The sequence below is a fragment of the Streptomyces sp. NPDC086787 genome (genome assembly GCF_044745865.1).
GTDB lineage: Bacteria > Actinomycetota > Actinomycetes > Streptomycetales > Streptomycetaceae > Streptomyces.
This window is the reverse complement of the sequence record NZ_JBIVBC010000009.1, coordinates 83625-108755: the sequence shown is the minus strand read 5'-3', so window position 1 is coordinate 108755 and position 25131 is coordinate 83625. Positions and strand designations below refer to the sequence as shown.

Sequence of the window (25131 nt, the reverse complement as noted above, 5' to 3'; positions counted from 1 at the left end):
GATTCCGAGCTGCTGCCCGGGTCGGCAGTGGCTACCCGTCAGGCGCCGACGTGCCTCCTCTCGCCCCACCGGGGTACCGCTTGCCCGCCATGTGGCGAGTGCCCTGGTGGACCTGCACGGGCGGCCGGTCGACACCGATCCCGGGCTCCACGATCCCCCCCGGATAGTCGCGAATTCAACCGTCGACTGTGCTCCTGCACTGCCTGAATCTGCCGGACTGCCTCGATCTCGCGGTCGATACGCCCCAGCCGCATGGCATGCCACACCCGCATTCTCTGGAATCAGTCTTGCCAAGGTCGCGAGGTCTGCACAGGCCGAGCCGGCTGCTGTCACCCCTCGTGTTCAGCCCATCAGAGCCTCTCTCAAAGTCCTGCTCACCGGCTCGTTTGATCTTGTGGCAAGATCGCGGAATGCTACGACTAACCGACTTCATCATCGACTGCCCGGACACGATGAAGCTGGCAGCCTTCTACTCCGAGGTGACGGGGCTTCCGGTCAAGGAGAGCAGTGACGAGAACTGGGCTGGCATCCAGTTCGGCGGGATCGAACTGGCCTTCATTCAGGTGGAGGACTACCGCGCCCCGCAGTGGCCCGACAGCGAGCACCCCAAGCAGTTCCACCTCGACTTCGAAGTCGACGACATCGAGGCCGAACAGCGCCGCGTCCTGGCCCTCGGCGCGACCCTGAAGCGCGACTGCACCGGCCCCGACGGCTACGGCTTCCGTGTCTACGTCGACCCCATCGGCCACCCCTTCTGTCTCTGCCGCAACAAGGGTGTCATCTGGACCGACCAGGGCCCCATCTGGCCCAAGCGCAAATAGGGCGTGTTCTAAGTGAGTTGAGCGCGGCAGTAGGTCCCGATCGGGAAGGAGCGAGGTCTCCGGCAAGGGGCGGCCAAGAAGAACCACACACCGGAGACCCTGTGGCCACCTTGTCGGTGACGCGGCGGTTCGGTTTGGCCGACGCGCACCGGCCGAGCCTGGAGCAGTTGTCACCTGTTCCCCGGCCGCCGGTTCAATGGCCGGCTGCCGAGCCAGGTCCCTCCCGGTGACCGAGCTGGTCAACCAGTTCGTCGAGGCCGCCGATGGGAAGTGGCCAGAGCTGACCGTATGACCTCCGACTGGATGACGGCATGTCAGTTTTTGTGTCCGTATGCGCTCACTGGGTTCGGTGCTCTCGTTCGGCACCCGTAGAACGGACGACTTGGTGTGAGCCGGCGGAGGAACGCCCATGTGCCGGCGAAGTGTCATTCTTGGGATGACGGTGAGGTGCCGCTCGCGGGATCGGCGGCGGTTCCGGCGCAGGCGGTGACCACGTGTTCGGAGGCGGCGTTGCGTTCGGACGGCGCCGCGGGTGGCACGGTGGACCTGACGCCGTATTGGGGGAGGCGGGAGGTCCACCGGGGATTGATTGCGGTCGGACCGGGCTCGGCCGATGCGGTTGGTCATGGCTCAGCTCCGGGACCGCAAATCGTTCGGTGTCACTCCGGAACATGGAAGATGCATCGATGACCAGTGAGAACATGTCCGGGTCCGAGACCGCTGAGCCCACGGAGGCTGTGTCGGCGAAGGCTGTGGACGACCAGCTGATGACAGACCCGGTCGGGATGGTCAGCCAGAGCAGTTGGTGACGGGGGCTGGGCTGAACAGGCAGTTGGTGGGGATGTTTCCGGTGATCGTGGACCCCGGGACCGAGGTGATGGCCACATTGGTCCAGATGCCACCGGGTGCGGGGGCGACTGGCGCTGTGTTGTTGCTGACGGAGCTGCCGGTCAGAGACACGGTACCGCCGTTGTTGTAAATGCCGGCAGCGAAGGATCCGGTACCCGTTACCTTGTTGCCGGTAATGGAGGTGCCGGACAGGGAGACGTTCGCGGTGCCGCCCATGGCCCAGATGCCGCCGCCTTGGGAGTACTTGCCGGAGGCGATGTTGCCGGTAATGGTGGTGGTGTTCTGCGTTGTCAGCGAGGACGCGAAGACCAGGACGCCGGCGCCGTGCCCGTTCGCGCTGATGATCCTGTTCCCGGTGACATGGCTGCTGTCCAGGGTCACGGAACTCAGACCGTCCGCGAGAATGCCGGCACCGTCGGCGGGACTGACAGTGGTGTTGGTGGTGCTCGTGGTGTTTTCGGAGATTGTGGTGCCTTGTGCGGTGAAATCTGCGCCAGAGTTGACATAGACGCCCCCGCCGCCGCCGTTGATGACGGAGTTGTCCCGGATGACGCTGTCCTGCACCACGGTGGTATTGCTGACCTCCAGACCACCGCCGTCCTGACCCGCCGGAGTCCCCCCGAGCGTGTTGTTCCTGATGGTGCTGGTGGTGATGTTCAGCGTTCCGCCACTCGACACGCCGCCACCGAAACCTGTCGCACGGTTCCCGGACACCACCGTGCCGGCCAGGGTGAGTGTCCCTCGGCTGCGGATGCCGCCGCCGTCGTTGCCGTTCGTGGCTCTGTTGTCGTTGACGAGGCTGCCGGTGAGGGTCGCGGTGGCCCCGGAGTCGACCGCCAGGCCGCCGCCGTGGCTCGTGGTGGAGTTGCCCTGGATGGTCAAGTTGGCGGTGGCATCGAGCTTGCCTCCGGCCTGTACAAGAATGCCGCCGCCCCGCCCTCCGGTGGTCAGGGAGCCACCCATGACGGTGAGGTTGTTGACCGAGAGGAATCCTGACGAGTCGCCATCGACGGTGACGTCCAGGAGGCGAAACGAAGCGGTGGTACCGGAACGCTGGATCGTGGCGTGGTTGCCGTTGATGGTGACGAAGTCGGTAATCGGCGGCAACCCGTCCTCGCCCGAAGAGACCGAGGACACGACGTATACGCAGTAGGGCTCAAGGTCCAAAATGGGGTTGATCCCGCTGTTGGCGTTGTTGATCGCAGTGATCAGCGCACCGGTTGAGCAGCCTACTGAGGCCGCATGAGCCGGTAGCGCGCCCGGAAACACCACGGCGGCCGCGGTGGCCGCGGTGACAGCAGCCACCGAGCGCATCGCGCCGACGAGTCTCGTCTGTTTGACCATCTGCACTCCTCCACGTCTTATGTCGAACGACCTGCCATGCGATGCCTGGTCTCGTCAGCGGTCAGCAGGTCACCAGACCAAGGGAGCGCGCGACCGCCGGGTTGGGGATGCGAACGGGACCGTCATGGACAGGTGCCGGTTCGACAGCGGGACTTCGGCTTCCGCGACTCCATTCCCCGTCCGTACGGCATTCGCTCCTGTTCTCAGGACTCGTGCCGTACTCCGGGAGGTGACCGATAACGGGTTCTCACACGTCCGGAAACGGATTCCCCGATGCCAGAGGTCACGCGGTGGGATCTCTGTACGATCAACCGATTGGCGCAACTTGTGCACCGCGTTGGCTCACCCGCTGTGCACGTGCAGCCTACCGGCAGACGGTGACCACGCGGTGCAGCGGGTTTGGCACGGAGTAGTAGTGCACCAGCCATTCGTCGAGGAGGTCCTGCAGCTAGGCGGTGCTGTAGCAGGCGTCTTTCTCGGTGTCGGGACCACCGGTCCACCACCCTGCCCGGTTGGTCCCTGGGCTGGCCCGGAGCCTGTTGGCAGAGTTCTCCTCACATGATCGGCAGGTGCCATTGGCGCACCGCCTCCTCCCGTGTTTCTCGACCGCGCACCCGTCCGGAGGGATGTCCCGATGCTCAGCACCTGTCGCACTCGCCCCACCCATGTCCTGGGCCGCCACCTGCGCAGGGCACTCGGCGCCGAGCGCAATGAGCTGGCCCGCCCGACGGACCGGGCCCGCAGTCGTGCCCTGCTCTTCGCCGCACTCGCGGTCGGCCTGGCGGCCCTGCTCGGCGCCGCGTCGGCCTGGGCGGACTTCGACTCGGCCCAACGACGCGCGGCAGCGGCGGCACCCCACCTCCATCGCGCCGACGCGGTCCTGCTCACCCCGCCCTTGGTAGCAACTGACGCCAACTCCGGGACAGCTGTGCGCTATGAGGCCACCGTCGCATGGACCTATCCGCCCGAGCGGCACCACACCGGCTCGGTGGAGGTGCCCCAGTACGCCTCGTCGGGGTCCATCGTCAGAGTCTGGACAGGGGACACGGGCCAGCTCTCGGCTGCCCCGCCTCGCACGACGCGACTGCTCCTCGACGCGATGTACTTCGGCCTGCTCGTCGCCGGCTGTCTGTTTGTGATTGTCGCCAGTGGTCTCGGTCTCCGCCTGGGCCGCCTGAACCGGCGCGCCGACACCGTCTGGCAGTGCTCCTGGGCCGAGGTGGAACCCGTCTGGACCGGCCGGGTCTCCCGGAGACATGGCAACGACGACTCCCGGCGCGGCTGAGCTGGTGCGGACCACCGCCTGAGCCCGCGGACGGTTGTCTCGGCCGCGGCCTCACTGGAAGAGGGGCGCATCAGATCACCAGTCACTTGCCGCAGACGCCACCGCCACGCCGGCGGGAGGCGACGCCCCGTCCCGCCCGGCCGTTCGGATCTGCCGGCATCCAGACATCGGCACCGCGGACATGGGTACGGCTGGATCGCGCAGTCGGACCGGTGCGTGGCCGTGGCTTCGGACCTGACGTGCGACTCGTCACAGCAGTTGGCACCAGAATGGGGCCGTACGGCCCTTCAGCGCGAGCTAGGGGCGCACGGAGACTGCCAGAAGTTCAACCGCCTCCTTCCGGCAGCGAACTCGGACGTACGGAGAAGCGATGACAGACAACCCGGCGGACCGGACGGTCACCCCGGTCAAGGTGTTCCTCCTGGACGACCACGAGGTCGTCCGGCGCGGTGTGCACGACCTGCTGGACGCCGAACCCGATCTGCTCGTCGTGGGCGAGGCCGCCAGCGCCGAGCAGGCGCTCGCGCGCGTCCCGGCGCTGCGTCCGGACGTCGCCGTCCTGGACATGCGCCTGCCTGACGGAAACGGCGTCAGCGTGTGCCGCGAGCTGCGTTCCGGGATGCCGGATCTGGCCTGCCTGATGCTCACCTCCTTCGACGACGAGGAGGCACTGCTCGACTCGATCATGGCCGGGGCCGCCGGATACGTTCTCAAGCAGATCAACGGCACCGACCTGGTCTCCGCCGTACGCACGGTCGCCTCGGGGCGATCCCTGCTCGACCCCAGCGCCACCGCCCGGCTGATGTCTCGGCTGCGCCGAGACGCCAGCCCGCGGACGCCGGACTTCCCTCAGCTCACCGACCGTGAGCGGGAGATCCTCGCACTGATCGGTGAGGGCCTGACCAACCGCCAGATCGGCCAGAAGCTGTACCTCGCTGAGAAGACCGTCAAGAACCACATATCGCGTCTGCTGGCCAAGCTCGGAGTCGAGCGCCGCGTTCAGGCCGCCGTCATCGCCACCCAGACCCAGGCCGCGCGTGACCATGCGGCGGGCTCATCCGTCCGCTGAGATCGGCACCTCCGGGTTCCGGCCGGTCGGCCGCCCGGCGCGGACTGCCGCCCGTGGCGCGACTGCCGGAACGGGCCGATTCCGCATGCCCGGATCCGGGGTTTCCCCCGCAGGGCGAGAGAGCTGCCGCCTACCCTTCACCGGTCACGGAACGGTTCCGCAGCCGAGGTGCCCAGGGCGGGGACGGGCCGCTGCCCCACCGTGTCTCGCCAGACGGCGGGACACGGGCCCTGCGCCGTTGCGGCGGTACCAGGATTCCCACCGCTGACGTCGACGACGAGCATGATTCCTCACGACGACAGCTGGACGCAGGCCGTCCGGTACCTTGCGTCCATGGTCGGACGTTCACCGCGTCACGGCCCCCACTGTGACCTGCCTCGGCTTCACCGACCGCGTCAGCTGTATGCTCCGGCGCCGCCACGAGCCCGTCACCCTCCAGATCATCGACAGAGTCGAACCCGAGCCGAGCATCAACGCCGTCCAGCGCGGCGCCCAACTCATGTGCGGCTTCTCCTCGGACACGATCATCCCGCTCGGCGGCGGCTCTCCGATGAACGCGGCCAAGTGATCTGGCTGCCCGACGAGCACCCGGACAACGCTTCGCGGACATGCGACAGAAGTTCCCCGACATCCGCTGGCGCGCCATTCGTTTCCCGGGCCTCGGAATACGGGCTCGCCTGGTGGGTGTACCCAGCACGTCCCGCACCGGCGCGGATGTCACCCCTTAGCCGTGTCGGCGCCCCAGTCGGACCGGTGGAGAGACGCGGCATCGCGCTTCGGCCGTGACGGCGATGTGTGTGCCGTCGAAGCTGATGGAGCTTTCGTCGTGGAGGATCTCGTGTCCGATGCGGCCGAAGGTCGAGTACGCCAGAAGCTGGGCCAGGGTGGCCGGGGATGAGATGTCGTTGATCGCGACGCCCCTGACGTCCTGGACGCTCGCGTCGGAGCGGTCGAGGGCGGCGCGCAGATCGGCGCGGCCGATGCGTCCGAAGCCGTTGACGCCCGCACGTACGGTCACGACGGTGAACTCCGTTTCGGTGTAGGGCTGTCGGCGGTGTCGGCCGCTGCCCGGCGAGGCCGCGGTGTGGGTCAGGAACGCAACGCTTCCCATGGGGAGCAAGGTGGAAACAGCGGCTGCCGAACGGGAGGCTGCGCAAGCGGTGCTTGAGGACCTGGAGCGTCAACTGCTGGCGCCGGTCCAGAGGCGTCTGGCATGGGGCGCGCGGCGGTTGTGAACGTCCCCCGGCTCGGTCAGGTGGGCGGCCTGGGCCGACCGCTCTCACGCGTGAGTGCGTCTGTGTGTTCGAGTTGGCGTACTCGGTCGGTGAGGAGCCGGAGCAGGGATCGGGCGGTGGTGATCTCGTCGGGCGACAGGTCGGTGGCGAGGATGCGGTTCACCTCGGTGGCCCGTTCGGTGATCTCGCGCAGGACGCGGTCTCCGGCAGGGGTGAGAGCCAGGAGGGGGGATGTCCGATGGTCGGGATTGGGCTGGAATGCGGCCAGGTCTTCGCGGACCAGGTCGTTGGCGATGCGCTGCACTCCTTGACGGGTGACACCGAGGCGGCGGGAAGCCTGTGCGACGGTCACGGGATTCCCGGAGGCGACGCTGAGCAGCTGCCATCGGGCCTGGCTCTGTCCCAGGCCCGCCGCGAGGGCATCGCCCGATCTGCGTAGTGCACCAGCGGCCTCGAACACGTTCGCGACCAGCAGTGCGATCTCATCCGACATGACACTCCAAATTGACAATGTGTTGTCGTTACGTAAATCTGTTGTCATTATATGTCCCGTGAGTCAACAAGGGGCACACCCACTCCACCGATGAGGCTGAACACCATGAGCATTACCGCGACCGCGAACCTGCAGGCCGCCCTGGAAAGCGCGGCCGCCGTCCGCCCTCGAGTGGGCGGCTTTCCCTACTTCGCAGAAGCCTTGCGACAGGCGGGCGTCACCGGGATCAGGATGGTGGTTCCCTCCAACGCGGCGCTTTACCTTACCGACGCCGGGCCCGTGGCCGCGCAAGGAGAACCGCTGGTCACCGGCATGGTGGACGTAGCTCCGTTCGACCGTGCGGCACTGATTGCGGCGCTGCGCGCCGACCAGGCAGGCGAAACCGATTTCCCGGAGTTCCTCCGGGGCTGCTGGAAGGCCGGCATCACCCGCTTCGACGTCGACCTGGCGGCGCGCACCTGCACCTATCACGGAGCTGACGGCGACAGTTACATCGAGACCTATCCAGCCGTCGGCATCTGAGCACCCGAACTCCCACGGGCCGGCGGGATCGCGCTCCCGGTAGCCTCCGCAGACAGCTGAGCCCGCTTGGCCAGTCTCGGAGTTGCTGCCGCGAGACACCGTCAGCACCAGTCCCAGGCCGCTACGCCGGTCGTCCCAGCGCGCTGTTCAGGCGAGGCTCTGACCGGGCCCGGGAGTCAGGCCGTCGGGCAGGCGGTCGCAGATCTCGAAGGCGTCGGCCAGTCCGGCGGCGCGGAGTATTCGCAGCAGGTGGTCGCTGTTGGTGACGAGCCGCAGGCGTCCCTGCCGCTCCATGACTCTTTGCTGCGTTCTGCACAGCGGTCGCAACCCGGCACAGTCGATGAAGGACACGGCGCGGAGGTCCACCACGAGGTCGGGGCGGCCGGTGGCCGTCAGATCGTCGAGGCATGCTGTCAGGGGTGGTGCCACGAAGATGTCGATCTCGCCGCGCAGTGCCACGACGGCCGTCCCGTCGGCAGCGGGTCCGGTGCTGGTGTGTGAGGGCCTGAGGAGGGTTTCGACCATGGTCACAGCAGACCCGAGCCCATGGGCGCGCCAGAAGGGACCTTCGGGCCCCCGCGTCGACGTTTCGTCCTGACCTCTCGAGCGGCGCGGGAGCACGGCTTGCGGCCGTTGGGGGCTGACGTCCCCTTTCGGTCTTGTCCCGGTGAGTCCCGGGACGCCGCCGCAGTCCGACCCCAAGCGGGAGATCACGCGCACTGCCCGTCACCAGTGCGGCAGGTCGCAGGGCCGTTGCAGTGGCTCGATCAGGTCCTGTCCGTGGCGGTTGCCGCGTTCGCGTGCCGTGGACAGGAACCGTCCGCATCCCGGTTCGCGCGCCGGAGACACACCGCAGGGAGCGACGAATCCCTACGGAATCCCGCCATGACCAGCGAAAGGCCAGGACCCCTCCGCCGCGCCGCGCCGGAGCAGCGAGCTGCGTAGCGACGAGGCACTGTGGCTGCTGGGCAGCGTGTCCTTCGGCAGGACGGAAACGGCACGCCGGGTGAGCGCCCCTGTGACAGTACGGAGAAGGCGGCAGGACCGTATGCAGGCGAGGCGGTCAGGGTAGACGGGGCGGCGATCCGTACCCGGACAAGGAACCCGGCAGTGCCGGCGAGGACCGGTGCCATGGGCCGAAGGGCTCTGCCTCGTGGCCGGCTGTCCCGTCGTTTGAGCCGCGGGCTGGGCGGGATGACGGCGCGGGACCATCGGACCGCTGGCCGGGCCCTGTGGGTACTGACCTCGTTCCACGCGGCGCAGAAAGATCGTTCGCGGATCGAATCACCCGTGACGAACTCTGCGAGGAGTACCCCTATGCCCAGACCCACACCAGGCGGAAGAGGGACGGCGCCGAAGACGCTCGGTCTGTCCGCCGCCTCCGCGCTCGTGATCGGCAGCATCATCGGCACCGGAGTATTCGCGCTGCCCTCCGCACTTGCCCCGTACGGTCCCATCTCCCTCGTCGCGTTCGGCATCGTCACCCTCGGCGCGCTCGCGCTGTCGCTGACCTTCGGGGCGCTGTCGAAGCGCGTCTCGGCCAGCGGCGGCCCGTACGTCTATGCCCGTGAGGCGTTCGGCGAGTTCGCCGGCTTCCTCAACGCGTGGTCGTACTGGATCACCGCCTGGGCCGGTAACGCCGCCATCGTGGTGGCCTGGGTCGGCTATGTCGAGGTGTTCGTCAACACCGGTCACCAGAAATGGATTTCAGCGCTCCTCGCGGTGGCGGGACTGTGGATTCCCGCGGCGATCAACCTCACCGGCGTACGCAACACGGGCGCGTTCCAGGTGATCACGACGGTACTCAAGTTCGTCCCGCTGGTCTTCATGGCCACCGTCGGGCTGCTTTTCATCGACACGGACAACTTCGGTCCCTTCAACGCCAGCGGCCAGTCGGCCCTCGGCGCGATCTCGGCCGCGGGAGCCATCGCTCTGTTCAGCTACCTCGGGCTGGAGGCCGCCGCGGTGGTCGCCGGGCGGGTCCGAGAGCCGGGACGCAACGTTCCGCGGGCCACGGTCTACGGCACCCTGGTCTGCGCGGTGATCTACATCCTGGGCACCCTCGCGGTCTTCGGCACCGTCGCACACAGCAAGCTGGGGGTTTCGACGGCGCCATTCACCGATGCCGCGAACAACATCTTCGGCGGCACCTGGGCAGGTGACATCGTCGCCGTCGCAGCGATCCTCTCCGGTATTGGAGCCCTCAACGGCTGGACCATGCTCTGCGCCGAGATGCCCTACGCCGCAGCCCGCGACGGGCTGTTCCCCCGGGCCTTCGCGCGACTGCGCGGAAAGAACGAGGTCCCCGCCTTCGGCATCATCGCCTCGACCGTACTGGCCTCGCTGATCACCGTGTTCAGCTACACCAGCTTCCAGGACGTCTTCACGAAGATCGTGCTGCTGAGCGTGCTGACCGCTGTGATCCCCTACCTGTTCTCGGCCGCCGCCCAGCTTTACTGGCTGCTCGCGCGGGGCGGGGAGCGGACCAGCTCCCGTCGGCTGATCCGTGACACCAGTGTCGCCACGCTCGCCCTCGCCTTCTCGTACTGGTCGATCCAGGGCAGCGGCTATCAGACCGTCTACTACGGCCTGTTCGTTCTGCTCCTGGGCGTGCCGGTCTATGTCTGGCTCAAACGCGGCGAGGCCACCGACGGCCAGGCCGCGCAGCCGGGGGCCGTGGCGAGCCCGGCCCAGCAGCGCCGGGCGCCCGAGGTGCCTCCGCCCGCCCGGCGGGTCCTTCACGGCCCGAACACCAAGCGCGCCAGTCAGACCAGCGAGCACGACGAACTTCCCCACCACGACTGACCCCCTGAGCCAGAGGATCTACCACCCATGAACACCTTCCACGTCGACTCCGAGGTCGGCCCGCTGCGCCAGGTGATCCTGCACCGCCCCGGCCTCGAACTCTCCCGCCTGACCCCGCGCAACGTCGACGCGCTGCTCTTCGACGACATCCTGTGGGCCAAGAGGGCCCGCGAGGAGCACGACGCCTTCGCCCAGGTGCTGCGCGACCACGGCGCACGCGTCCACTACTTCGCGGACCTCCTCGCCCAGACCCTCGATGTCCCGGCGGCCCGGGACTGGCTCCTCGACCGCATCGCAACCCCCGCCATCGTCGGCCCCGCCCTGATCGACCCGGTTCGTGAACTGTGCGCCGAGCTCGACGGGGAGACCCTCGCGGGCCACCTGATCGGCGGCCTGCTCAAGAGCGATCTGCCACTGCGCAGCCCGCACAGCCTGGTGTGGAATGCACTCAACGCCGACGACTTCGCGCTCCCTCCGCTGCCCAACCACCTCTTCCCGCGCGACAACTCCTGCTGGATGTATGACCGGCTCTCGGTGAACCCGATGGCCAAGCCGGCCCGGCGTCGAGAGAGCCTGCACGCCGAGGCCGTCTACCGGTTCCACCCGATGTTTGCCTCCGCCGCGCCGGAGCCGCTCCTCGACTCCACGGTGGGCACCCTGGAGGGCGGTGACGTACACGTACTCGGCAACGGCGCGGTCATGGTCGGCATGGGGGAGCGCACCACCGCGCAGGCGGTGGAGAACCTGGCCGCCCGGCTCTTCGCGAACGGCACGGCGAGTCGGCTGATCGCGGTCCAGCTTCCTGCCGCCCGCGCCTACATGCATCTCGACACCGTGCTGACCATGGTCGACCGTGACGCGTTCGCCATCTACCCGGGCCTCGCCGACTCCCTGCGCTCCTGGACCCTGCTTCCCAGCGAGACCCGTGCCACCGGCTTCGACGTGATCCCGAATTCCGACCTGGCGACCGCGCTCGCCAAGGCCCTGGACCTGGACAAGGTCCGCATGCTGTCCGCTCCGCAGGACACCCGGGGCGCCGAGCGCGAGCAGTGGGACGACGGCAGCAACTTCCTTGCCGTCGCACCCGGCATCGTCGTCGGATACGAACGCAACGTCACCACCAACACCTACCTCCGCAAACAGGGAATCGAGATCGTCACCATCGCCGGCGCCGAACTCGGCCGCGGCCGGGGCGGTCCCCGCTGCATGAGCTGCCCCATTGAACGCGACCCGGCCACCTGACCCACGGCTCGGCACGGCTCATCGGGACGCGTCAAGGCGGGACGACTCCGCCGGACAGCCGCACATTCTTCTCACTCCCGCAGGGTGTCGTCGTCAGGCGACGGGACCCACTGACCACCAAGGACATCATCATGACCGTCGACCTGCGAGGCCGTTCCTACGTGAGCGAACTCGACTTCACCCCCGCCGAGATCCACCGCCTTCTCGACCTCGCCACCGATCTCAAGGCAGCGCGTCGTGCTGGCACCGAGCAACCCCGGCTCACCGGCAGGAACCTCGCCCTGATCTTCGAGAAGACCTCCACCCGGACCCGCTGCGCCTTTGAGGTCGCCGCCGCCGACCAGGGCGCCGCCACCACTTACCTGGGCCCGGGCGACACCCACATCGGCCACAAGGAGTCCATAGCCGACACCGCGCGCGTCCTCGGTCGCATGTTCGACGGCATCGAGTACCGAGGCTCCGCCCAGCCGATCGTCACCGAGCTCGCGGCCCACGCCGGTGTCCCCGTCTTCAACGGACTGACCGACACCGCACACCCCACGCAGAGCCTGTGCGACATGCTCACCATGCAGGAACACAGCACCAAGCCGCTGCAGGACATCGCCTACTGCTACCTCGGCGACGCCCGCAACAACATGGGCAACTCCCTTCTGTCCATGGGCGCCCTGCTCGGCATGGATGTCCGTATCGCTGCCCCCGCCACCCTGTGGCCCGATCCCGCACTGGTGGCCACCTGCCGCGCCCTGGCCATACGCAGCGGAGCGCGTATCACGCTGACCGAAGACGTCGAAACCGCCGTACGCGGCGCTGACTTCCTGCACACCGACGTCTGGGTCTCCATGGGCGAGCCCGCCGACACCTGGCACCAGCGCATCGAACTGCTTCTCCCGTACCAGGTCAACGACAAGACGCTCGCCCTCACCGGCAACCCGGAGGTGAAGTTCATGCACTGCCTGCCGTCCCTGCACGACCGTCGGACCGACCTCGGCCGGAACCTCTTCGACTCCTACGGCCTGGACGGTCTTGAAGTCACCGACGAGGTCTTCTCCTCGCCCGCCTCGATTGTCTTCGGCCAGGCCGAGAACCGACTGCACACCATCAAGGCTGTGCTCGTCGCCACCCTGGAGGACTGACACCATGCGCATCGTCGTCGCCCTCGGCGGCAACGCCCTGCTCCACCGCGGCGAACACCCCGACGCCGCCGTCCAGCAGGCCAACATCGACCGCGCCGCCACCGCTCTGGCCGCCCTGGCCCAGGAACACGAAATCGTCATCACCCATGGCAACGGCCCGCAGATCGGCCTGCTCGCCATGGAGAGCGAGTCCGACCCCGCACTCAGCGCCCCATACCCGCTGGACCTGCTCGGCGCGCAGACCCAGGGCATGATCGGCTCCCTTCTCGCCCGTACCCTGCACCACGCCCTGCCCGGCCGCCGGATCGTCTCCCTCGTCACACACACCCTCGTGCGGGCCGACGATCCCGCTTTCGCCCGACCCACGAAGTTCGTCGGACAGGTGTACTCCCAGAATGTGGCCGAGAGCCACGCCCGCGAGCACGGCTGGCACATCGGCCGGGACACCAGCGGCTGGCGTCGCGTCGTACCGTCCCCGGCTCCGGAACGCATTCTCGAAACCGACACCATCGGCGAACTGCTCGGCGGCGGCACTCTGGTGATCTGCGCGGGAGGGGGAGGCGTCCCGGTCACCGCGGACCGCGACACCGGCGCCCTGACCGGCGTCGAAGCCGTCATCGACAAGGACCTCACGGCCGCCCTGCTTGCCGAGGACCTCAAGGCGGATTTCCTACTCGTCCTCACCGACGTGCCCTGCGTGTACGAGCACTACGGAACCCCCGACCAGCGGCCCGTAGCCGGGTCCACGCCCGCGGAACTGCGCCAGGGCGCCTTCCCGGACGGATCGATGGGGCCCAAGGCCGAAGCCGTCGCCCGGTTCGTCGAACGCACGGCAGGGCTGGCCGCCATCGGAGCCCTGGACGCCGCGTACGAGATCGTCCACGGTCGCTCCGGCACACTCATCCGGCCCGATCTGACGGCCGGCTGAGGGGTGTACGGGCGCACAGCCCGCTCGAAAGCGGCCTAGGCCGTGTCTGACAAATGATCACGGTTCACGGAGCCAGAGGATGAGCGAGGCGAGTCGGAGACCAGCGAGGTAGCGGGCAGCCAACTTGTCGAAGCGGGTGGCCACGGCCCGGAACTGCTTGAGCCTGTTGAAGCAGCGTTCGACCACATTACGGGCCTTGTACTGCTCTGGATCGAAGGCTGGCGGCCGCCCCCCGGCCGATCCTCGGCGCTTTCGGTTGGCGATCTGGTCGGACCGTTCCGGGATGACCGCTCGGATGCCGCGCCGTCGTAAGCCGGTCCGGATGGCTCGTGACGAATACGCCTTGTCGGCGATGACCGTCTCGGGCCTGCGACGGGGCCGGCCTGCGGACAGGCGGGGCACTCGCACCGCGTCCAGCACCGTGTCGAAGACCGTTGAGTCGTTGACGTTGCCTGGAGTGACGACGATGGCCAGAGGCAGGCCACGGCCGTCGGCTGCGAGGTGGACCTTGGTGGTCAGCCCGCCGCGGGACCGGCCGAGCGCCTGGCCAAGCGTCGGATGTAGCGGATCTTCCAGTTCGTCTTGTGCCAGTGCTCCCTTTTGCGGGCTCCGGCGGCGTGCTGGTGGGCGCGGTTGATGGTGGAGTCCACCGACACGGTCCACTCCACCGTGCCCACCGCATCGTCTTTGACCTGCACGTACTCCAGCAACCTTGCCCAGGTTCCGTCCGTCTCCCAGCGGGCGAAGCGTTCGTAGACGGTCTGCCAGGGACCATAGCGCTCGGGCAGGTCACGCCAGGGTGCCCCGGTCCGCAACCGCCAGAGCATGCCGTTCATCACCTGGCGGTGATCCCGCCACGGCCGCCCACGACCATCAACACGCGGCAGCAGTGGGCCTATCCGCTCCCACGCCGCATCGGTCAGTTCACCCCGGCCAACCACAAGATCAATGATCAGGTATGGCTAGTCACCCATGAACCACAAGTAGCTGCCCGGCGTCGCCGCACACGCTTCGAGAAGCTCGGCAAGGTCGAGCAGAGCCGCTTTCTGCTGATCGTCAGTACACGCCCGTGTAAGCGCGGTGACTTCCTGGCGGGCGACTTGAGCTTCCTGCTCGCTGAACAGCGTGTCGCCGTACGGATCCACCCAGCCGAGCTTGCCCGAGCCATGCCGGTCGAGGGTGCTCAGCACACTCGCCAACGCCTCACCGTGCTCGTAAGAGCCCCGCAGCAAGGTCTCCCGGGACGAACCCTTTCGCGTGGGTCGCCCCGAGTGCAGTTCCAGCTCAATCCCCATGACCCCTCCTTCGGCTTCGGACAACGAAGCTTCGCAGAGATCATTTGTCAGACACGACCTAGGGGGCGTGCCTGACAATTGCCGCCTGCCTCGCGGGGGCTGGCACGCCCTCCCTCAAGCTCTTCGAGCAGGGGGGACCCTCAGCGGGCCGGCCCCCGCGAGGCCCGCCTTCCGGGCGGACGACGGGAATTGTCGGACCCAGCTGTATTCCGCCAGCGCGATGCGGCTGGTGCCCAACACACAACCCGGCCGTATGCGGTGGTCCCGCCCACGCGACGGTTCCCGGCAGCCGGGACTTTCGGCCCAGAATGTGGAGCCCTTCGGCATCCGCCGCGGGGTCGGGCATCCGACGAGAGTAGGCGGCGGCGGAGAGACGACGCCCGACATCCCGAACGGGGCGACGGGATCGGTGGTCCTGTCCGCCGAGCCCTGCCTTTCACACACGATGCTGGAATCGGGTTCCCGATTCAGGAGGTGGAGATCATGTCCCGCACCATCACCGTGGGCCTCGACGGCTCTCCCGAGAGCCGCGCCGCTGCGGAATGGGCGGCGCGCGAGGCGAAGCTACGCGCACTGCCGGTCAAGTTGGTGCAGGTCTGGGAGCCGGTAACGGGCTTGGTCGCGCAGGCACCGTTGCTCGGTGCCGAGACTCAGCAGTACTGGGCCGAACAGGTACCACGCGAGACCGCCGAAGGACTGCGACTGCGGCACCCCGGTGTGGAGGTGATCACCGAACACCCCACTGGAGCGCCCGCCGATGCCCTGGTCCGCGCAGCGCGAGACGCCGAACTGCTCGTCCTCGGATCACGCGGCCTCGGCAGTATCGGCGGCTTCATGGTCGGCTCGGTCGCGCTTTCGGTCGTGGCGCACGCCAAGCGGCCCGTCGTCCTGGTCCGCGCCGGTGAGCATGCCGTGGACGAACACGAGAACGATCCGGCGGGCGTCCCTTCGGCTGTCACCCCGTTCCGGCCGGTCCTGCTCGGGCTGGACGCGGGCGCCCCTGACGCGGCACTGGTCGAGTTCGCCTTCGACGCCGCGGCCCGGCGCTCGGCGCCGCTGCGGGTGGTACATGGCTGGAACCTGCCGTCGTCCTACGCTTACGCAATGGCCCCCGATGCCCAGGTCATCTCGATGTTGGCGCAGAGCCAGGCCGACGCCGTGCACGAGGCGCTGGGTCCCTGGCGGCAGAAGTACCCCGATGTCGAGGTAGTCGTGCAGTCCCGTCTCGGCAGCCCCTCGCTCTTCCTGATCGACGCCTCCCGCGAGGCGTCCCTGGTCGTCGTCGGCCGCCGCGTCCGCCGCTCCCTCACCGGCGCCCACATCGGATCGGTGGCCCACGCGGTACTGCACCACGCGAGCGCCCCAGTCGCCGTCGTCGCACACGATTGAAGCCCCCCAGAGGGAGGGGAGCAGCGGTGGTACGAGCCTTCGGCCAGCCTCTTGTCATCGAGGAGCGCCCGACTCCGAGCTCGGCCTGGTCCTCGTCCGGCGGGAGGCGTCAGGGCTCTGTCACACCGACATCCACGCCGCGCACGGCGACTGGCCGGTGAGGCCGGGGCCGCCGTTCGTGCCCGGCGACGAAGACGTCGGTCTGGTCGAGAGGCTCGGTGAAGGCGCACCAGGTCGGCTGTGGGGACAGCATGTCGCCGTTCCGTGGCTCAGCGAGGTGTGTGGGCGATGCGAGCACTGCCTGTCCGACTGGGAGACGCTGTGCGGGCAGCAGGGCAACACCGCATACGGGTGCGACGGGGGCATGCTGAGAAGTTGCTGGCCCGGGCCGACTTTGCCGCTGGTGTCCGACGGTGTCTCGGCCTTCGACGCGGCCCCGCGGACCTGTACGGGCGTCACCACGTACAAGGCGGTCGAAGTCGTCGGCGTCAGGCCGGCCCAGCTCGTCGCGATCTCGGGGGTCGGCGGCCTCAGTCATCTCGCCTGCAGTACGCCAAGGTCGCCGGTGCGACGGTTGCCGCGGTCGGCGTCACCGACGAGAGCTGGCGCTTGCCGCGAAGCTCGGCGCCGACATCGTCATCGGTGCTCGACGCAGGACGTCGGGGCGGAGTTGCGAAGGCACGGAGGTGGTAACGCAGCGATCGCAATGGCTGACCCGGCGACGTTCGAGGCCATCGGATCCGGTCTCAGGCCGGGCGGGAAGCTCGTCATGGTGGCCCTGTCCGCGCACGGCACGGTCCAGGTACCGATCTTCGACACCGTCCTGCGCGGCACGTCGGTGATCGGATCCGTCGTGGGGACACGGCAGGACCTCGCGGAGGTGTTCCACATGCACGCGGTCGGCTGCTCACGGCGTACGGAGCGGGGTGACGACAGGTTCGACATTCCCGGGCCGCGCCGCGCGGCAGCGGGACCCACACAGCCCGGTCTCTACGGCCCACTCGACCCGATGGGGTGGCGGCGACGCGTCCGCGCCCCTTTCTACGTCCTGGCGTGTCTGTTGAGGCGTGAGAGCCGGCTGCGCGGGATGCTCCCATCCGAAGGCCCCTCAGCTGTGGCCCGAACGGCCCTGTCCGGCACCCATGCTTCGGCGGAGGGTGGTTCGTACTACCCGCGCACACGTCTCCTCTTACGCCGCCCACACGGAAAGGACCCCCCCGATGTCCGTCGACACGCAGCAGATGCCCGGGCAGCTGGATCAGGATGAGCTGAGATCCCTGGACGCCCACTGGCGCGCCGCGAACTATTTGGCCGTCGGCCAGATCTACCTCATGTCCAACCCCCTGCTGACCGAACCGCTGCGCCCCGACCACGTCAAGCCGCGATTGCTGGGTCACTGGGGGACCTCCCCGGGCCTGAATCTCGTATACACACACCTCAACCGAGTCATCAAGGCCCGCGACCTGGACGCCCTGTGCATCTGGGGCCCCGGCCACGGCGGGCCCGCCGTGCTCGCCAACTCCTGGTTGGACGGCTCCTACTCGGGGACCTATCCCGGCATCACACGGGACGCGGCCGGCATGGCCCGGCTGTTCAGGCAGTTCTCCTTCCCCGGCGGAGTCCCCAGTCACGTCGCGCCGGAGACACCGGGCTCGATCCACGAAGGCGGCGAGCTGGGTTACTCCCTCTCTCACGCCTACGGCGCGGCCCTCGACAACCCCGGCCTGCTCGTCGCCTGCGTCATCGGCGACGGCGAGGCGGAGACCGGACCACTGGCCGCGTCCTGGCACTCCAACAAGTTCCTCGACCCCGTGCACGACGGTGCCGTCCTCCCGATCCTGCATCTGAACGGCTACAAGATCGCCAACCCGGCCGTGCTCTCCCGCATCCCGGAGACCGAACTCGACGAACTCCTGCGCGGCTACGGGCACGACCCGATCCACGTCACCGGGAGCGAGCCGGCAGACGTCCATCGAGCGATGGCCCAGGCGATGGACGCCGCCCTGGACCGCATCGCGGCGATCCAGCACGCCGCCCGTCAGGACGGTGCCGGCGAACGGCCCCGCTGGCCCGTGATCGTGCTGCGGACCCCGAAGGGCTGGACCGGCCCGGCCGAGGTCGACGGCCTGCCGGTGGAGGGCACCTGGCGCGCCCACCAGGTCCCGCTGGCCGCCGTACGTGACAACCCGCAGCATCTGCGGCAACTGGAGCAGTGGCTGCGCTCCTACCGGCCCGAAGAACTGTTCGACGAGAACGGCGCCCCGTGCCCTGACGTGCTGGCCTGCATCCCTCAGGGCTCCCGGCGCCTGGGCGCCAACCCGCACGCCAACGGCGGACTGCTGACGCGGGAACTTCCGCTGCCCCCCTTGGAGAAGCACGCCGTCGACATCGACAAACCAGGCGGCACCCTCCACGAGCCAACCCGCGTCCTCGGCAACATGCTCCAGGACGTCATGGCGGCCACCACCGAGCGGCGCGACTTCCGAATCGTCGGCCCCGACGAGACCGCGTCCAACCGCCTCCAGGCCGTCTACGACTCCACCGGCAAGGCATGGCAGGCCGAAACCCTCGACGTGGACGAACACCTCGACCCGCACGGCCGGGTGATGGAGATTCTCTCCGAACACACCTGCCAGGGCTGGCTGGAGGGCTACCTGCTGACCGGCCGACACGGCCTGTTCTCCTGCTACGAGGCGTTCGTCCACATCGTCGACTCCATGGTCAACCAGCACATCAAATGGCTGCGCACCACACGACACTTGCCCTGGCGTGCACCCATCGCCTCCCTCAACTACCTTCTGACGTCCCATGTCTGGCGACAGGACCACAACGGCTTCTCCCATCAGGACCCCGGCTTCGTCGACCACATCCTCAACAAGAGCCCCGAGGCGGTCCGGGTCTACTTCCCACCGGACGCCAACACCCTCCTGTCGGTGGCCGACCACGCCCTGCGCAGCCGTGACTACGTCAACGTGATCGTGGCGGGCAAACAACCATGCTTCGACTGGCTGTCGATGGACCAGGCGAGGGTCCACTGCGCCCGCGGCGCGGGCATCTGGGAGTGGGCCGGCACCGAGGACGGCTCCCGCGAACCGGACGTCGTGCTCGGCTGCGCGGGCGACGTACCCACGCAAGAGGTCTTGGCCGCCGCCCAGTTGCTGCGCCGACACCTGCCCGAGCTGGGCGTGCGAGTGGTGAACGTGGTGGACATCGCGCGACTGATGCCGGCCGAGGAACACCCGCACGGGATGAGCGACTTCGAGTACGACGGGCTGTTCACTCCGGACAAGCCGGTGATCTTCGCCTATCACGGCTACCCGTGGCTGGTCCACCGGCTGGCCTACCGGCGCACCGGCCACCGAAACCTGCATGTGCGCGGATACAAGGAGATCGGCACGACGACCACGCCCTTCGACATGGTCGTCCGCAACGACCTCGACCGATACCGCCTCGTGATGGACGTCATCGACCGCGTCCCCGGCCTGGCCGTCCGCGCGGCCAGCGTACGCCAGCGTATGGAGGACGCTCGGCAGCGTCACCATGTGTGGATCCGCGAGCACGGGGTGGACCTGCCCGAGGTCGCCGACTGGGCCTGGGACGGCTAGGGCCTGTCGTTTGGCTCAGGTCGCAGGATGCCGACGGTGCTTGTCGGCGGGGGTGAGCGGGGTCTGGTGCGTGCGGCTGCAAGGCGGAGGAGGGAGTCGACGGCGCGTTGCGGGGTCGACCTGCTGCTGAATGTAGGAGGGTGACCCCGCTGTTCGATTGCGTACTCGGCTTCGCCCGCGCGCAGACCCCCCAGCGGACCAAACACGCGGGCACGCCGAGGCGGGCGGAGAAGGCGTCGGCGTGTCAGGCCGTTGACGAGAGCGGGGCCGTCCACTCCACAATGGTGCCGCTCGGGTGGTTCGCGGACAGGTTGCACGTGCCGCCGACGTCCTCGGCCCGCTGCTGAAGGTTGTCCAGGCCACTGCGGCGGGTGATCGCCGCGTCGATCCCTCTGCCGTTGTCGGCCACACGCAGCCTCACGGCGGCGTCCGCGACCTCGACGCTGACATCGACGGTGGTGGCCTGCGCGTGTCGGGCGGCGTTGGATAGGGCTTCGCCGAGCACGGCCAGCAACTGATCGGCTTGTGAGGTGGACACGACCGTGTCCAACAGCCCGGTCATGCGCAGCGCAGGGGTGAAGCCGAGTGACTCGGTCGCCCGCTCGGTGGCTGCCACCACCTGGGCGCGCAGTCCACTGCCATGACGGGACCGGTCATGCTCACGGAGAGCGTAGATGGTGGAACGGATGATCTTGATGGTGTCGTCGAGGTCGTCCACGACACGCTGGATCCGCTCGCCGACCTGCGGGCGGTCGGCGACCCGGCCCAGCGTGGACTGCAGGGACAGCGCGCCGGCGAACATTCGCTGGATGACGAGGTCATGCAGATCACGGGCAATTCTGTCGCGGTCGTTGAGCACGACCATGCTCTCGGCGTTCTGCCGGTGCTCGGCGACGTCCAGCGCCAATGCGGCCTGGTTGCCGAACCCGGTGACCATGGCGACGACGGGGTCGGTGAAGTCGACGCCGCCCGGCAGGTTCGCCACCTGCAGCACCCCGCGGACGCGCTCCCGAGTGCCCAGGGGTACGAAGAAGGCGGGACCGAGCTCCACCACCGATGCGCTACCGCCCTCGGCGCGAGGGTCGGCGCTCACAGCTTCGCTCGTGATCGTCTCCCCGGATATGTAGACCTGTGCGGCCAGTGCCGTGGCCGGCAGGACCAGACCGCGGACCTCGTTCGCCCGCGTGCCCGAGGATGCCTCGACGACCAGTTCGCCGCGGTCGCCGACCGGAACCGCCAGGGTGACCAGATCCGCGCGGGTCATCTCCCGCACGGTGGCCGTGAAGGACTCCAGCACCGCAGAGGGCTCCGCACCGGACAGCAGGCTGCGGGTCAGCTCGTTACTGGCCGCCAACCACCGCTGCCGACGGTGCGCGTCTTCGTACAGCCGGGCGTTGTCGATCGCCACACCGGCCGCCGCTGCCAGGGTGCGCAGCACCGCCTCGTCATCGGTGTCGAACTCCGTGCCACTCTGCTTGTTCGTCAGGTACAGGTTCCCGAAGACCTGGTCACGCACTCTGACGGGGGCGCCGAGGAAGGTGGTCATCGGGGGGTGCCCGGAGGGAAAGCCGCTGGACGCCGGATGCTCCGCCAGGTTTGCCAGGCGCAGCAGCTCCGGGTGCCTGATGAGCTGGCCGAGGATGCCCTCACCGCGCGGGTAGGGCCCGATGCCGACGATGACATCCTCGTCCATGCCGACCGTGATGAACTGCTTGATCGTGCCGTCCTCGCCCAGCACGCCGAGCGCCCCGTACTGGGCGTCGACGAGGGCGACCGCCGACTCCACGATGCGTTGGAGCACCACCTCCAGGTCGAGGTCGGAACCGACCGCCAACACCGCGTCGAGCAAAGTGTGCACCCGGTCCCGGGCAGCCCGGACCTGTGTCACCTGTTGCTGCAGGTCGTCCAGCAGCGCGTCCAGGCGCAGCTGCGGAGCCACCCCGGGCGTCTCCACCACACGCGAATCCTGCCCGCGCTCGTCCACCACAGCTCTCCTTACAGTCGACGGTCCCTTTCCAGGATGCCCGACGGGCCTGTCTCGATCGACGGCGCCCGCGCGTTGGGGGCGCGGACGCGGGCGGCACCGGAACGGCAGGGCGATACGGTCCAGGGGCCAGGGGAAGGTCTCGCCGGGGGCGTGGGCGGTATAGCCGCACCGGGTGTGGAAGGCGGTCAGGTCGCGGTCGGCCTCGTACAAGCCGTACAGCAGGAAATGGGCGAGTTGCTGGTGGACCTGCCGGTCCGTTTGAACATGGCGGCGGCGACGCCTGGCCACGGACGGGTTCGGCGGCGGCCAGACTCAGGGCCATTGCCTTGTCGGCCGGGAAGCCGTTGTTCATGGCCATCTCGATGAGGGCCCGGGGGCGGTGGCGGAGACCACCCCGACGTACGGTCCTGCTCGTCGGTGGGTGGACGGCGGCGTGGTGGGCCGTCGAATGACCGCCACCGATTGGGGAGGACGCCGAACCGTCCTTGATCGCAGCCGGCAGGACCGGATGATCCTGACGCCGTCGCCGGTGGCGGCCATCAGGGCGTTCGCCGCCTCGACGTCCTGGCCACAGGTCAGGCGGATGCGGCTGCCGGCCGGGCCCATGATCTCAAGGCGGGCCCCATCCGCAGCGAGTGGCCGCCTTCAACTCCCGGCCAGCCACGTATGTCTGAACCACACCGACCCCCACCCCGGAAGTCGGCGCCGAATCGGGCGCCGGCACACCGCCGTCCACGCCCCGGTGCCCGCCCCCGACTCCCCGGCCCCGCCGCAGAAATCGCCGGACGGTGACCCGCCCCCGGCGTTGGAGTGGACTGTCGAGGACTTCCGCCGGCTGATGATCGAACCGCTGGCTCGGTCCAGCCGATCACTCGCGTCCGCGACGTCCTGGCGCGGGAACCCGACACCTGTGTGAGCTACACCGCGCTCGGACGCCGCCTGGACATGGAGAAGAAGAGCCTGCAGGGCAATCTCTCGGCCGTCGTCCGCACCGTCCGTAAGCACTGCAAGCGCCGTGGTTTACCCATGACCTGGGTGGAGACGCTGACCAGCGAGCCGGGCCTCAGGTCGGAGTTCTGCTGAACGGTGAACGCGACGACCGTCGGCCGAGCGCGCGGGCCCAGAACTGAGCCGGACATGAGGCCCGGTCACCGAAGAGGGCCGAGCGCCCTTCAGCCGGCGCAGACGACGACGGGGCTGTTGAGACAGTTGCTCGGCGTGTTGCCGCTGACGGTGTTGATCCCGTTCAGGGTGAAGGCGACGTTGGTCCAGATACCGCCGGGGGAGATGACGGCGTTGTTGTTGTGCACGGTGCTGTTGGTCAGCGTGACCGGCGTGGTGTCGTTGTGGATGCCGGCGGCGGAGGAGTTCTGGCCCGTCACCTTGTTGCTGTCGACGTGCGAGAAGTTGAGGAAGAGTCCGTCGGCTGACTGGCTGAAGATGCCACCGCCTACGGAGGACTGCCCGGAGGCGAGGTTCTCCGTCACGTCGACGTTGTTCAGGGTCAGGGTGCCGTCGAGCTGAGCGATGCCGCCCCCGGTCCCCTGCTGGCCGACGATGATGTTCTTGGTGATCTCGGCGCCGTTGATCGTGGTGAAGCCGTCGGACCGGAGGCCGCCTGCGGCTGGCGCGGAATTGGCCGTGGCGGTATTGCCGGCGATCGCGGAGGCGCTGATCTGCAAGGTACTCGCAGGGCCGTTGTAGATGCCTCCCGCGAAGGCGCCGTTGGGCGCGGAGTTGTCCACGATGCTGGTGCCGTTGATCGTCGTGATGCCGCCGCCCAGGTCGATGCCGCCGCTGGACGTCTGGCCGACGTTGTTCTTGACCGTGCTGTTCGCGATGAGGAGCTGCTGCGCTCCCGGGTCTGTGTTGACGCCGCCGCCACCTCCCTGGGCACGGTTGAGGTCCACGGTCGTCTGCAGCAGTGTCACGTTTCCCTCGGCGTCGATCCCGCCGCCCGCGCCGACGCTGGAGTTGTTGAAAACCCGACTGTTGTGCAGGTCGGCGCTGCCACCGGTTTCGACGCCGACGCCACCGCCGCGCTGGGTGGTCCGGCTGCGTTTCACCAGGATGGCGTCGGTGGTCAGGTTGCCGCCGTTCTGGACGAGGATGCCGCCGCCGTCCGTAGCCGTGGAACCGCCCGTGACGGTGAGATTGTCCATGTTCAGGATGCCCCCGCTCGCGATGTCGAAGAGGCGGAAGCCGGCGGAGCCCGTGGCGCGTTCGATGACGGCGGCATTGCCGTGGATGGTCAGGTCCGGGTTTGTGACGGGCGGCAGGCCGTCCTCGCCGGAGAACGCGCTCGTGACGGAGTAGAGGCAGGCGGGGCTGAGGTTGAGGACGTCACCTGGGCCGGCGCTGAGCATGGCGGCGATGAGGGCTACGGTGCTGCAGGGCACATTGATCGTGGACGCCACCGCGGGAGCGGCCGGGACCGCCAGCGCGGTCACCACCCCGGCGACGCACGCGGAACCGACTCGGCGCAGCCGCCTCGTCGACCGATAGTCAGGCATGGCACCGCTCCCTCGTCCGCTGTCCGGCTCGTGCGCCTCGGGTCGCCGATGTGTCCGTCAACCCTGCGCCTGCAACGATGAAGCCACCTGGTGACGGGGTTTCAGCGCCGGTCGCGCGGTGTCGCACGGTATCGGCCCGGAGAACCACTCTCCTGGACGAGCCACCGTGAAGCGGGCGAGAACCACCCGCTCGCAAAGGCGGGACCGGTGACCAGGGCAGAGTTCCGCGCGGCCGTGGCGACTCGGCCGGACAGCTCGATTTCGACAACAACGTTCTCGCTCGGCGGGTGAGGCTGCCGGGTAGTGGAGACAACCCCGCTTCCGGGCGGTGGAGCAGGGTCGTCACGCGCGGGTGACCGCGGATGGCGGGGCTGACCGCCGTTCCGATGCCGGAGGCCCGCATCCCCCCACTGTGGGGATGCGGGCCTGGCTTGCTGCGGGGGCTGGCGACGGTCGTCCATCTCGTCCTGGATGTCGTCGAAGGACTCCTGGCCTTGTTGGCGCTGCTCGTCGGCGCGCTGTCGGAGTCGCTCCTGCTCACTCCGGCGCTCATGAGGCGTCTCCTTGATCATCGGATCCGCCGTTGACCAGACACTCCCGTGCGCCGGAGCCGTGT

General features: G+C 68.5%; 21 protein-coding genes and 1 pseudogene. 14 read left to right on the top strand and 8 right to left on the bottom strand.

Going from position 1 to position 25131, the window contains the following annotated elements; genetic code table 11:
- Window positions 1-410 precede the first annotated feature (410 nt).
- Window positions 411-821, top strand: coding sequence for a VOC family protein (locus tag ACIPK3_RS21940; RefSeq protein ID WP_402572014.1), 411 nt, complete (start codon window positions 411-413; stop codon window positions 819-821).
- 789 nt (window positions 822-1610) lie between these two features.
- On the opposite strand, the gene ACIPK3_RS21935 is transcribed toward ACIPK3_RS21940, so the two are convergent.
- Window positions 1611-3014, bottom strand: a complete 1404-nt coding sequence (locus ACIPK3_RS21935) for a right-handed parallel beta-helix repeat-containing protein (protein ID WP_402572012.1) — start codon at window positions 3012-3014, stop codon at window positions 1611-1613.
- A gap of 634 nt (window positions 3015-3648) precedes the next feature.
- Here ACIPK3_RS21935 and ACIPK3_RS21930 point away from each other — a divergent pair.
- The 3 genes from ACIPK3_RS21930 (at window position 3649) to ACIPK3_RS21920 (ending at window position 5936) form a co-directional block, all read left to right on the top strand.
- Window positions 3649-4299 carry a hypothetical protein gene (locus tag ACIPK3_RS21930; RefSeq protein WP_402572010.1) on the top strand — a complete coding sequence of 217 codons (651 nt, stop codon included), beginning with the start codon at window positions 3649-3651 and terminating at the stop codon, window positions 4297-4299.
- A gap of 370 nt (window positions 4300-4669) precedes the next feature.
- On the top strand, window positions 4670-5368 hold the full coding sequence (locus ACIPK3_RS21925) for a response regulator (RefSeq protein WP_402572008.1): 699 nt from the start codon (window positions 4670-4672) through the stop codon (window positions 5366-5368).
- A 403-nt stretch (window positions 5369-5771) separates the two neighbouring features.
- Window positions 5772-5936 (top strand): iron-containing alcohol dehydrogenase, encoded by a 165-nt coding sequence (locus tag ACIPK3_RS21920; RefSeq protein ID WP_402572007.1) that lies wholly within the window; start codon window positions 5772-5774, stop codon window positions 5934-5936.
- Window positions 5937-6092: 156 nt separating this feature from the next.
- Here the strand turns inward: ACIPK3_RS21920 and ACIPK3_RS21915 are convergent, their stop codons facing one another.
- Complete coding sequence (locus ACIPK3_RS21915; RefSeq protein ID WP_402572006.1) at window positions 6093-6479, bottom strand: glyceraldehyde 3-phosphate dehydrogenase NAD-binding domain-containing protein; 387 nt, start codon at window positions 6477-6479, stop codon at window positions 6093-6095.
- 140 nt (window positions 6480-6619) lie between these two features.
- A complete protein-coding gene (locus ACIPK3_RS21910; protein WP_402572004.1) occupies window positions 6620-7096 on the bottom strand; it encodes a MarR family winged helix-turn-helix transcriptional regulator in 477 nt (158 codons plus the stop codon).
- 105 nt (window positions 7097-7201) lie between these two features.
- Here ACIPK3_RS21910 and ACIPK3_RS21905 point away from each other — a divergent pair, with 105 nt between their 5' ends.
- The gene (locus tag ACIPK3_RS21905; RefSeq protein WP_402572003.1) at window positions 7202-7618 is read left to right on the top strand and encodes a DUF1398 family protein; all 417 of its coding nucleotides are present in this window, start codon (window positions 7202-7204) and stop codon (window positions 7616-7618) included.
- A 147-nt stretch (window positions 7619-7765) separates the two neighbouring features.
- Here the strand turns inward: ACIPK3_RS21905 and ACIPK3_RS21900 are convergent, their stop codons facing one another.
- Window positions 7766-8143: an STAS domain-containing protein gene (locus ACIPK3_RS21900; protein WP_402572001.1), complete on the bottom strand. Its 378-nt coding sequence runs from the start codon at window positions 8141-8143 to the stop codon at window positions 7766-7768.
- Window positions 8144-8935: 792 nt separating this feature from the next.
- On the opposite strand from ACIPK3_RS21900, the gene ACIPK3_RS21895 reads away from it, so the two are divergent.
- The 4 genes from ACIPK3_RS21895 (at window position 8936) to ACIPK3_RS21880 (ending at window position 13726) form a co-directional block, all read left to right on the top strand.
- Complete coding sequence (locus tag ACIPK3_RS21895) at window positions 8936-10423, top strand: APC family permease (protein WP_402571999.1); 1488 nt, start codon at window positions 8936-8938, stop codon at window positions 10421-10423.
- A 27-nt stretch (window positions 10424-10450) separates the two neighbouring features.
- Complete coding sequence (locus tag ACIPK3_RS21890; RefSeq protein ID WP_402571997.1) at window positions 10451-11665, top strand: arginine deiminase; 1215 nt, start codon at window positions 10451-10453, stop codon at window positions 11663-11665.
- Window positions 11666-11796: 131 nt separating this feature from the next.
- Entirely contained in the window at window positions 11797-12798 is a 1002-nt protein-coding gene (gene argF, locus ACIPK3_RS21885; protein ID WP_402571995.1) for an ornithine carbamoyltransferase, read from the top strand.
- A gap of 4 nt (window positions 12799-12802) precedes the next feature.
- Window positions 12803-13726, top strand: a complete 924-nt coding sequence (locus ACIPK3_RS21880) for a carbamate kinase (RefSeq protein WP_402571993.1) — start codon at window positions 12803-12805, stop codon at window positions 13724-13726.
- A gap of 57 nt (window positions 13727-13783) precedes the next feature.
- On the opposite strand, the gene ACIPK3_RS21875 is transcribed toward ACIPK3_RS21880, so the two are convergent.
- Together ACIPK3_RS21875 and ACIPK3_RS21870 are read right to left on the bottom strand one after the other, a co-directional pair.
- Window positions 13784-14667, bottom strand: a protein-coding gene (locus ACIPK3_RS21875; protein ID WP_402571992.1) for an IS5 family transposase whose coding sequence is annotated in 2 segments (ribosomal slippage) — window positions 13784-14328 and window positions 14328-14667 — 885 coding nt in all. Because the reading frame shifts where the segments join, the coding sequence is not laid out codon by codon here.
- 21 nt (window positions 14668-14688) lie between these two features.
- Window positions 14689-15021 (bottom strand): hypothetical protein, encoded by a 333-nt coding sequence (locus ACIPK3_RS21870; protein ID WP_402571991.1) that lies wholly within the window; start codon window positions 15019-15021, stop codon window positions 14689-14691.
- A 483-nt stretch (window positions 15022-15504) separates the two neighbouring features.
- On the opposite strand from ACIPK3_RS21870, the gene ACIPK3_RS21865 reads away from it, so the two are divergent.
- The 3 genes and pseudogenes from ACIPK3_RS21865 (at window position 15505) to ACIPK3_RS21855 (ending at window position 20015) form a co-directional block, all read left to right on the top strand.
- Complete coding sequence (locus tag ACIPK3_RS21865; RefSeq protein ID WP_402571990.1) at window positions 15505-16410, top strand: universal stress protein; 906 nt, start codon at window positions 15505-15507, stop codon at window positions 16408-16410.
- Window positions 16407-17323: pseudogene (locus tag ACIPK3_RS21860) on the top strand (zinc-binding dehydrogenase); the annotation flags it as partial. The gene ACIPK3_RS21865 and the pseudogene ACIPK3_RS21860, both read left to right, overlap by 4 nt.
- Window positions 17324-17630: 307 nt before the next feature.
- Window positions 17631-20015, top strand: coding sequence for a phosphoketolase (locus tag ACIPK3_RS21855; protein WP_402571988.1), 2385 nt, complete (start codon window positions 17631-17633; stop codon window positions 20013-20015).
- 244 nt (window positions 20016-20259) lie between these two features.
- On the opposite strand, the gene ACIPK3_RS21850 is transcribed toward ACIPK3_RS21855, so the two are convergent.
- Window positions 20260-21999, bottom strand: coding sequence for a GAF domain-containing protein (locus ACIPK3_RS21850; protein ID WP_402571986.1), 1740 nt, complete (start codon window positions 21997-21999; stop codon window positions 20260-20262).
- 915 nt (window positions 22000-22914) lie between these two features.
- Here ACIPK3_RS21850 and ACIPK3_RS21845 point away from each other — a divergent pair.
- Window positions 22915-23085 carry a hypothetical protein gene (locus ACIPK3_RS21845; protein WP_402571984.1) on the top strand — a complete coding sequence of 57 codons (171 nt, stop codon included), beginning with the start codon at window positions 22915-22917 and terminating at the stop codon, window positions 23083-23085.
- 89 nt (window positions 23086-23174) lie between these two features.
- Here ACIPK3_RS21845 and ACIPK3_RS21840 read toward each other — a convergent pair whose 3' ends face one another.
- Window positions 23175-24515 carry a hypothetical protein gene (locus tag ACIPK3_RS21840; RefSeq protein WP_402571983.1) on the bottom strand — a complete coding sequence of 447 codons (1341 nt, stop codon included), beginning with the start codon at window positions 24513-24515 and terminating at the stop codon, window positions 23175-23177.
- A 362-nt stretch (window positions 24516-24877) separates the two neighbouring features.
- Between ACIPK3_RS21840 and ACIPK3_RS21835 the strand changes: the two genes are divergently transcribed.
- Window positions 24878-25102: a hypothetical protein gene (locus tag ACIPK3_RS21835; protein ID WP_402571981.1), complete on the top strand. Its 225-nt coding sequence runs from the start codon at window positions 24878-24880 to the stop codon at window positions 25100-25102.
- The last annotated feature ends 29 nt before the right edge of the window (window positions 25103-25131 follow it).